Annotated in this window: 4 protein-coding genes; all 4 read left to right on the forward strand. The window is 35.6% G+C overall.

Features of this window, described 5'->3' with window-relative positions; genetic code table 11:
* The first annotated feature begins 72 nt into the window (after nt 1-72).
* The gene (locus B2S90_RS04130; protein ID WP_278779384.1) at nt 73-1,257 is read left to right on the forward strand and encodes a phosphoglycerate kinase; all 1,185 of its coding nucleotides are present in this window, start codon (nt 73-75) and stop codon (nt 1,255-1,257) included.
* A 24-nt stretch (nt 1,258-1,281) separates the two neighbouring features.
* A complete protein-coding gene (gene tpiA, locus B2S90_RS04135; protein WP_022425257.1) occupies nt 1,282-2,028 on the forward strand; it encodes a triose-phosphate isomerase in 747 nt (248 codons plus the stop codon).
* Between the two features lie 96 nt (nt 2,029-2,124).
* Nucleotides 2,125-3,924, forward strand: a complete 1,800-nt coding sequence (gene pepF / locus B2S90_RS04140; RefSeq protein WP_279148070.1) for an oligoendopeptidase F — start codon at nt 2,125-2,127, stop codon at nt 3,922-3,924.
* 76 nt (nt 3,925-4,000) lie between these two features.
* Nucleotides 4,001-5,430: type I restriction-modification system subunit M (locus tag B2S90_RS04145; RefSeq protein WP_286696576.1), on the forward strand; the 1,430-nt coding region annotated here is incomplete at its 3' end.

A 5,430-nucleotide genomic window follows, 5' to 3' on the forward strand; every position in this document is an offset into this window, starting at 1 on the left:
GTAAGAATAGTATTTTTGATTGTATATAAATATTTAATTGTGCTATAATTCGTCGTAGGAGGATGATAATTAATGGATAAATTAACAATTAGAGATATTGATGTCGCAGGCAAGACAGTTCTTGTACGTGTAGATTTCAATGTACCAAGAGACAAAAACACAGGAGAAATTACAGACGATAACAGAGTTGTTGCTGCATTACCAACAATCAACTACTTATTAGATCACAACCCAAAGGCTGTTGTACTTTTCTCTCATTTAGGTAAGATCAAGAAGGAAGAAGACAAAGCTAAGAACGATATGGCTGTTGTTGCTCCTAAACTTGCTGAATTATTAGGAAGAGATGTTAAGTTCGTAAACGCTACTCGCGGTGCTGAACTTGAAGAAGCAGTTAAGAACGCTGAAAACGGACAGGTTATCTTAGTTCAGAACACTCGTTATGAAGCTGGTGAAACTAAGAACGATCCTGAATTAGGTGCTTACTGGGCATCACTTGGTGATGTATTCGTAGAAGATGCATTCGGTTCAGTTCATAGAGCTCATGCTTCAACTGTAGGAATCGCTTCTCACTTACCAGCAGTTGCAGGTTTCTTAGTAGAAAAGGAAATCGCTTATATTGGTAAGGCAGTATCTGATCCAGAAAGACCTTTAGTAGCTATCTTAGGTGGTTCTAAAGTATCTTCTAAGATCGGTGTAATTGAAAACTTATTAAAAGTTGCTGATAAGATCATTATCGGTGGTGGTATGTGCTATACTTTCGCTAAAGCTCAGGGACATACAGTTGGTTCTTCATTAGTTGAAGAAGATAAGGTAGAATTAGCTAAGTCATTCATCGAAAAGGGTGGAGATAAGTTAATCCTTCCAATCGACTCTGTAGTAAGCAGTAAGTTTGGTGAAGATGGAGATATCAAGGTTGTTGGTGAAGATGTACCTGAAGGATACATGGGTCTTGATATTGGTCCTAAGACTGTTGAATTATTCGCTAAAGAACTTGAAGGTGCTAAGACAGTTATCTGGAATGGCCCTATGGGTGTATTCGAAATGCCTAAGTTCGCAGAAGGTACTAAAGCTGTATGTAGCATGTTAGCTAACCTTAAGGGTGCTAACACTATCATCGGTGGTGGTGACTCTGCAGCTGCTGTTAAGCAGTTAGGATTCGCTGATAAGGTATCTCATATTTCTACTGGTGGAGGAGCATCATTAGAATATATGGAAGGTAAAGTATTACCAGGTATCGCTGCTATCAACGATAAATAATTTTTCGAGGAGATATAATTTAAAATGAGAAAACCAATTATTGTAGGAAACTGGAAAATGAACCATGGCATCGCAGAAACAAAGGAATTTGTTGCTGCTGTTGATGGTAAAGTAACTGATAAAGCTGATTGGGGTATCGCTACTCCTTTCTTAGATTTAGCAACTGCAAAAGAAGGCGCAAAGAACTTAATTGTTGCTGCTGAAAACTGCCATTTCAAAGACAGTGGTGCTTATACTGGTGAAGTAAGCGTTGGAATGTTAAAAGAAATCGGTGTTGAATGGGTTATCTTAGGACATTCTGAAAGAAGACAGTACTTCGGTGAAACTGATGAAACTGTTAACTTAAAGATGCTTCAGGTATTAAACAACGGTATGACTCCAATCGTTTGTGTTGGTGAATCTTTAGAAGAATATGAAGCTGGAAAGACTCATGATGTAGTTAAGACTCAGGTTGTTGCTGCATTCAAGGATGTTACAGCTGAAGCTGCTGAAAGAGTAGTTATCGCTTATGAACCAATCTGGGCTATCGGAACTGGTAAGACTGCAACTAATGAAATCGCAGAAGATGTTTGTGGTTACATTAGAGGTGTAGTTGCTGAACTTTATGGTCAGGACGTTGCTGAAAAAGTAAGAATTCAGTACGGAGGATCTGTAAAGCCTGCTACATTAAAAGCTTTACTTGAACAGCCAAACATCGATGGTGCTTTAGTTGGTGGAGCATCATTACAGGTTGAATCATACGTAGCTATGATCGAAGCTTTAAACGACTAATTATTTAAGAGATGATTCCTTTGGAATCATCTTTTTTTGTGTATGAAACACAAATGAGTGGTATACTATAACTAACTCATTGAAAGGAGCAGTATTATGTCAGAAACAATGAAAGAACGTAAAGATATGGATCCACAATATATGTGGGACCTCTCAACACTTTTTAAAAATGATGAAGAATGGAATAACGCATTACCTGAACTTGATGAAATGATTAAGAAATTACCTGAATACCAGGGTAAACTCAATAATGCGAAAACAATCAGAGAATTCTTTGATTTTGATACACATCTAGGTAGAAAGTTATCTGATTTCTATTGTTATGCATCACTTAGAAACTGTGAAGATACAAGAGATAGTGACGCACAGGCAATGGAAGCAAAAGCGTATCAGGTCTATACAGCTTACGCAACTGCAATCAGCTTTGCTGAACCAGAAATCCTATCACTTGATGAAGACGTTTTAGAATCAATTGTACATTCAGATGATTTATTACCATATGCATTTAATATGCAGAAGTTATTAGATCAGAAACCTCATGTATTAAGTGCAAAAGAAGAGGCACTTCTTGCTGCCTTTACAGAAACATTAGGGGCTCCTAGTAAGATTTCTGAAAGCTTACAGGATGCTGATATGACATTTGAATCAGTGACTGATTCAAATGGAGAAGTCCATGAACTCAACCAGTCTAACTATATTCTTTTACAGATGAGTGAAGACCGTACACTTAGATTAAATGCCTTTAAATCTTTCTATAAAGGATTCAAGGAACATATTAATACCTTTGCCTCTACATATAATGCATGTATTAAAGAAGCAGTGGCAGAAGCACAGGTGAGACATTATGAGTCTTCACGTGCAATGAGCATGGCATATGAACATGTACCAGGTGTAGTGTATGATAGTTTAGTCGATACAGTAAGAAAGTTCATGCCTGAAATGTATCGTTATGTACGTTTAAGAAAACAGATGCTTGGTTTAGATGAACTCCATTATTATGATGTTTATACACCTCTAGTTGCAGGATCATCTAAGTCATATACTTATGAAGAAGCACAGCAGATGGTATTAGATGCAGTCACACCACTAGGTGAAGACTATGTCAATAGAGTAAAACAGGCTTATAAGGATAGATGGATTGATGTTTATCCTAATAATGGTAAACGTGGTGGTGCTTTCTCTAGTGGTACTTATGACTCTAATCCATACATCCTTACAAGCTTTACAGGTACATTAGATAGTGTCAGTACAATTGCCCATGAAATGGGTCATTCACAGCATACATGGCTTTCTAACCATACACAGACACCACAGAATGCAGACTATACACTCTTTGTGGCTGAAGTCGCTTCTACAGTCAATGAAAACTTACTTGTAGAACAGTTATTACAGAAGACAACTGAACCTAAAGAACGTTTGGCTTTATTAAACCACTATCTAGAAGGTTTCAAGGGCACTGTATATCGTCAGACAATGTTTGCAGAATTTGAAAGAGATGCACATGCCATGGCTGAAAGAGGAGAAGCCATCACTGCAGCAAGCATGAATACATTATATAAGAACTTGATTAAAGATTATTTTGGTGAAGATCTCGTCATTGATGATGAAGTACAGTATGAATGGGCTAGAATTCCTCATTTCTATAGACCGTTCTATGTATATAAGTATGCAACAAGTTATTGTGCAGCAGTTGCGCTAAGTGAAGCAATTCTTAATAATGAAGAAGGTGCTGTAAAGAAATACTTAGAATTCTTATCAATGGGTGGTAGTGCTTATCCATTAGATGAATTAAAGCATGCAGGTGTAGATTTTAGTACACCAGAACCTGTATCTAGAGCTTTAACTAAGTTCAGTCAGATTCTAGATGATGTAGAAGAAACTTTAAAGAAATTATAGAACAGCTCTGAAAAGAGTTGTTCTTTTTTTTACTTAACTGAACTATGTTATAATGACAAATGATAAGGAGAAAAATATGTTAACTGGAGAATTAAAGAATAAGGTAGATAAGATATGGGAGTCGTTCTGGACAGGAGGAATTACTAACCCTTTAGATGTCATTGAACAATTCACTTATCTTATGTTTATTAAACAATTGGATGAAGTAGAAACAAAGAATGAAGCAGATGCTGAACTATTTGGGATGGAATATGAAGGTCTATTTCCTAAAGATAAACCATATTTGAGATGGCATCATTTTAAAGACATTGGTAGTGCTGATAAGATGTATCAAATCATGAATGATGAATTATTCCCATTCATTAAGAATTTAAAAGGTGATGGTGAATCTTCTTATGCAAGATTTATGAGAGATGCCATCTTTAAGATTCCTACTGCAAACCTATTACAGAAAGTAGTTACAGGAATAGAAGGACTCAATACAGAAGAAGCAGATGTAAAAGGTGATTTATATGAATACCTATTAAATAAACTTGCAACATCTGGCACAAATGGACAGTTTAGAACACCTAGACATATTATTAATATGATGGTAAATCTTGTAAAACCTGTACCTACAGATACAATATGTGATCCAGCGATGGGGACTGCTGGGTTCCTTATTGGTGCTGAAGAATACTTAAGAGAAAAACATGAAGAATTATTTTTAGATGATAAACTTAAAGAACATTTTAATAATAAGATGTTTAATGGTTTTGATATGGATTCTACAATGCTTAGAATTGGGGCTATGAACCTTATTTCTCATTATGTAGATAATCCACAAATAGAATATAGAGACAGTCTTTCACAACAGAATATTGATGAGAATAAGTACTCTTTAATCCTTGCAAATCCGCCATTCAAGGGGTCATTAGACTATGAGGTAGTTGCAGAAAACTTATTATCTGTATGTAAGACTAAGAAGACAGAATTGTTATTTATTGCGTTATTCTTACGTTCATTACAGGTTGGTGGTAGATGTGCATGTATTGTACCTGATGGTGTATTATTTGGTTCTAGTAAAGCACATAAGAGTATTAGAAAAGAACTAGTAGAGAACAACCAGTTACATGCAGTTATTTCTATGCCTAGTGGTGTATTTAAACCTTATGCAGGAGTATCTACAGCTATATTAGTCTTTACTAAGACTACAACAGGTGGTACTGATAATGTTTGGTTCTATGATATGAAAGCTGATGGTCTTTCATTAGATGATAAGCGTTCACCAGTAGGAGAAAATGATATTCCTGATATTATTCATAGATATGAACATTTAGATGAAGAAAAAGATAGAAAGAGAACAGAACAGAGTTTCTTTGTACCTAAGGAAGAGATTGCAGAGAATGATTATGATCTTTCTATGAATAAATATAAAGAAATTGTTTATGAGAAGGTTGAGTATCGTCCTACTCATGATATATTAGGTGATATTGAAGCACTTAATAAAGAGATAGAAGAAAGTAT

Source organism: Catenibacterium sp. UBA627, assembly GCF_002299355.1.
Lineage (GTDB): Bacteria > Bacillota_I > Bacilli_A > Erysipelotrichales > Coprobacillaceae > Catenibacterium > Catenibacterium mitsuoka.

Bases quoted from the DNA above. Each gene is read 5' to 3' on its own strand.
- B2S90_RS04130 (WP_278779384.1), top strand. From the start codon at position 73: ATGGATAAATTAACAATTAGAGATATTGATGTCGCAGGCAAGACAGTT.
- tpiA (WP_022425257.1), top strand. From the start codon at position 1,282: ATGAGAAAACCAATTATTGTAGGAAACTGGAAAATGAACCATGGCATC.
- pepF (WP_279148070.1), top strand. From the start codon at position 2,125: ATGTCAGAAACAATGAAAGAACGTAAAGATATGGATCCACAATATATG.